The following is a 4,013-nucleotide window of genomic DNA, read 5'->3' as shown; positions in this document are numbered from 1 at the left end:
TCGACCGACGGAATCCCAGACACCCCACCATGATCCAGACATCAATCGACCCAAGTCAAACCGGCACGCCGACCGGGCACCTGACCAGTCACGAAGCAACATCGCCTAGCGCGCCACCGCCATCACTTGGGTGCCCGCCAGCCGTCGATATAGCCGCGAAGCAGCCACAATGTTATGACGCGCCCTTTGTTTCCACGTCCACCGCGCGACTTAGGAGCGGTAGATAAAATGTAGGAATACCTAGACGATTCGTCATATTGGCCAGGAACTCCCGAAGAAAAGGGATCACGTGCAGCATAAGGCGGGTCTCACCGAAGCGACGCAAGTGACTCTCCGTTGCTCTCTCAGCATCCTTTACTTGATAAAGCGCCGCAAAAGAAACGTCAATGGTCACTATTAGTTCGTTATTCTCATTTTGAAAGGTGTGACTAGTCTTAACCACGTACTGCAGATCGTCATCCTCACGAAAACTCTGCACTTCAATCGATGAGTCAACGCTGCCTGGCTCGGACACCTCGCCTTCGCCACGCTTGACTGCACATTCGTCAAGCACAATGGCCTGCAGCTCAAGGATGTCCGACACGACCATCTGTTGGGACTTCGCCACCAGGCACCTCTAGCTAGCAGTTGACGTGGGGGTTGATTCCCGTGCTTTCCAACCTGTCTTGCGGACACGAACGGGTCGCATACGGGGGGTCACGGCGGTGTCAGACGAGACTCGAACCTTGCCACGGGCGATCAGCGAACCATCAGGAGTGCAACCAAGTACGTCATCGGATGGCACATACATGGGGTACTCCATCACGCCGTGAGGCGTGAGGAACCGCTGCTCGAACAGCTCAACGTGCGTACGATTCGACCGCGTCTCACGAGACGCGCGCGAAGGTTCCACCGATGCCGGCGCACCCGACCGTACTCGGCGCGAACGACCCGTGGAGACCTGGATTGGCTCTCGACCAGGCATATTCGGCGTCGCACGAATCTCTAGGTCATAACCCATGGCGTGCATGAACCGAGCAAGGGTGCCGACATGGACATTGCCATCGCCATTCAGAACCTGAGAAACGCGCCCTTCCGTAACGTCAAGTTCTTGCGCCAAATCGCGACTGCTCAGTCGAGATTCACCCTTCGCAGCAAGCAGAAGACGAACAACTTGCAGCGCAAAGCGAGCAGCAGACATTGACTGCGCACCCTTGCGGGTTGACATTACTTCTTCGTTCAGCGAACGATCGTCACTCGACCTCTTTGTCATGTTGAATGTCCTCCTTCCTTACCGCAACCGCCTCGTCGATGTCGCTGTCCAAGGCCCAACGCCCTAGTTTCGGGAAAAAGTGACCAAGGCGAACGAACTCGTCGAACTCCGGAAACCACCAGAACTCGTCTTTGTACTCCGTTACATCTTCGTCTCGAATTTTCGGCTTTGGCACGAAGCTTCCATTGCCTGGCGTATCATAGAAGGTCAATCTCTTCGCGCCGATCTTGAACTCCCAGATACCCTCCTCTAGATAGTTGACTGCATGCTGGTACGGAGGAAGACCCTCTTCCGCAAAGACCTCAAGCCAACTCATTAACTTGTAAAAGTCGCTGATCTGTGCATCATCGGGCAACTTCGTCATGTCGGGGTCGTCCTCCCAGACCCCGTCCTTAAGTTGATCAAGGAACCACTCAGCAGGCGAGGTGCCGTCCTGCCGTACGGCGCATTCGATCGTGCAGTAGCGACCTTCGACGAGCATCTTGCGCCGCACTTTAGCCAACTGTAAACCCTCCGGCGTGGAAACGCAGCCGACCGCGCAGCCGAGGGTGTCGAATGCTCAACACTCCGTCAAGAGCGATGTCCGTTATATACCCAATACGTCCGGACCAAGAAGTTCTTGGTGCACGAATGGGTGACCCCCCTCTCCCCGTCCGGCTGCCCTACTGCGGGTCGGAGGGCTATAGCTAGCCAGCAACCAGCGGGGCCCAGTTCCCGCACCGTCACAGCCAACAATGGCCGCCAGGATGCCAGCGACAACCGGCGCCCAACCAGCGTGTGAGAAGTTTCTGTACGTCTTCAAGGCCCTGGCGGGCCGCTGCGCACCGCTCGGGGCACGCCGCGCCTTGCCGCTTCGCTCCCGGCGCGGCGACCCCGGCAGCGCGCGGGCACCCGCGGACACGCCGAAGCCCCGGACATCCTCACCACGAGGAACCGGACCGCCGGGCTGAACGCACCTGTCAACTGCTCATTCGTTAAGCGATTCGCCAGACGCGACGTTGGGTTCGTCCGAGCCATGCTGCTCCGCAGAGACTCTGTCAGCCTCGATCACGGCTCGAAGTTCATCTTGCTGAACCAATGCGCTCGACAACCCCCAACCTGCCGGCACGACGACGCTGCTTACGGCCATGGCCGACCGCATGTCGAGACGGCCGTGGAACTGAGCCTCGGACAGGTTGGCGTCACCGTGGAACTGCACCCCGCGGAGGACGGCGTCACCGTGGAACTCCGTTCCGCGTAGGTCGGCAACATCGTGGAACTGCGCCCGGAGCAGGTCGGCGTCACCGTGGAACTGCGCTCCGCGCAGGTCGGCAGCATCGTGGAACTCCGTTCCGCGCAGGTCGGCAGCATCGTGGAACTGCGCCCCGCGCAGGTCGGCAACATCGTGGAACTGCGCCGCGCGCAGGACGGCATTGCTGTGGAACTGCGCCCCACGCAAGAAGCCGTCACCGTGGAACTGCGCCCTGCGCAGGAAGGCGGCACGGTGGAACCGGGCCCCGGACAGGTCGGCGTCACCGTGGAACCGGGCCCCGAACAGGTCGGCGTTGCCGTGGAACTGCGCCACACTCAGGTCGGCTTCACCGTGGAACTGCGCTCCGCGCAGGACGGCTTCACCGTGGAACTGCGCCCCGCGCAGGACGGCTTCACCGTGGAAATGTGTCCTGGCGAGATAGGCAGCGGTGCGGAACTGAACGCCGACGAAGTCGGCCATGCCATGGAACTGCGCGTCGCTCAAGTCGCAGCGTCCGACATCGCAAGAGTTCAGCGTGAAACCAACAAGGACCGCACCGACGAGATCAACCACCATGCGGTTCCCTCTGTGATCCAGCCAGTACGTGGCTTCGCCCGCCTCGGCCAGATCACGGCTCATGTGCGCCGCCAACAGACGTTGCGCGGTCAGTCGAACCTGCAACTCCTGCCGACGCTCGCTCTCCAACGCCCCATCCGGTGGTTCTGCGCCCTCAGCCGGCCGAGTCGGGGAGCGCTCGTCATTGCGCTGCAGCACCTCGGCGGGAGGCGTGTACGGCATCCGCAGATACGAGCACCAGACGTCCACCACCGTCTGACGAAGCTTCGGCTCGTCCTGCCCGAGCCGCTCCAACGCATACAGGCCGGCGAGCCGCACTGCAGCCTTGTCGCTGCCGAGTTGGTTCGCCGCCGCGACATACAATGCTGTAGCTCGCTGCTCCAACGCATCGCTCTCGGAGAATCGCTGCGCCCGCTCCGCATGACGCTGCGCCCGCTCGCTCAACGCCTGGCGTCGGAGCGCCAACAGCAAGGCAGCGACTGCGCCGCCAGCCGCGATGGACCCGAGCCCGTACTTGATCGCCTCGATCCGCAGCATGGACTTGTTGGCGGCGCCGGTGTCAGGGGCGTGACCTGCGACATTCAGCATCCATAGCAGCACCGCCACGCCCAACCCCGCCACGGCAATCACGACCGTGACCACGCCGCTATCGCTCAGCAGCCAGTTCCAGCGCAACGGCGCATCGTCCGACACCACCGGGCGAGCTGTCCGTCGTTCCAACCACCAACGCCTCGGAGAACGCACGACAGTCATTGTGACCATCCGTGTCCACGGATGGCACTGTCCGCACCAACGGACAAGGTAGGCCGAACGTCCAACATCAACGCGCCACCCGGTCCGCCGTTCGCAACTGCGCCCCCGGCGGGTAGGGCCTCCGGCCCTACGACCCGGAGCGTGCCTCCGGCGGCCAGGGCTGCTCGCCCTGGAACCTCGGCGGCCCGGGAAGCCCGGGGG

The 4,013-nt window shown here is 62.0% G+C and carries 4 protein-coding genes; 1 reads left to right on the top strand and 3 read right to left on the bottom strand.

Annotated elements, in window-relative coordinates; all coding sequences use genetic code 11:
- Window positions 1-172: 172 nt before the first annotated feature.
- Window positions 173-607, bottom strand: a complete 435-nt coding sequence (locus AB0H83_RS51565; RefSeq protein WP_360111332.1) for a hypothetical protein — start codon at window positions 605-607, stop codon at window positions 173-175.
- Window positions 608-1,030: 423 nt separating this feature from the next.
- Between AB0H83_RS51565 and AB0H83_RS51560 the strand changes: the two genes are divergently transcribed.
- Entirely contained in the window at window positions 1,031-1,183 is a 153-nt protein-coding gene (locus tag AB0H83_RS51560; protein ID WP_360111329.1) for a hypothetical protein, read from the top strand.
- A gap of 49 nt (window positions 1,184-1,232) precedes the next feature.
- Here the strand turns inward: AB0H83_RS51560 and AB0H83_RS51555 are convergent, their stop codons facing one another.
- Together AB0H83_RS51555 and AB0H83_RS51550 are read right to left on the bottom strand one after the other, a co-directional pair.
- Entirely contained in the window at window positions 1,233-1,745 is a 513-nt protein-coding gene (locus tag AB0H83_RS51555; protein ID WP_360111326.1) for a hypothetical protein, read from the bottom strand.
- Between the two features lie 474 nt (window positions 1,746-2,219).
- Window positions 2,220-3,755: a pentapeptide repeat-containing protein gene (locus AB0H83_RS51550; RefSeq protein WP_360111323.1), complete on the bottom strand. Its 1,536-nt coding sequence runs from the start codon at window positions 3,753-3,755 to the stop codon at window positions 2,220-2,222.
- Between the last annotated feature and the right edge of the window lie 258 nt (window positions 3,756-4,013).

The organism is Dactylosporangium sp. NPDC050688, from assembly GCF_040654515.1.
Classification (GTDB): Bacteria; Actinomycetota; Actinomycetes; order Mycobacteriales; family Micromonosporaceae; genus Dactylosporangium.
This window is presented reverse-complemented; position numbering and strand designations above follow the sequence as displayed.

Excerpts from the sequence above, each read along its gene's own strand:
- AB0H83_RS51560 (WP_360111329.1), top strand. The coding sequence starts at position 1,031 with ATGGACATTGCCATCGCCATTCAGAACCTGAGAAACGCGCCCTTCCGT.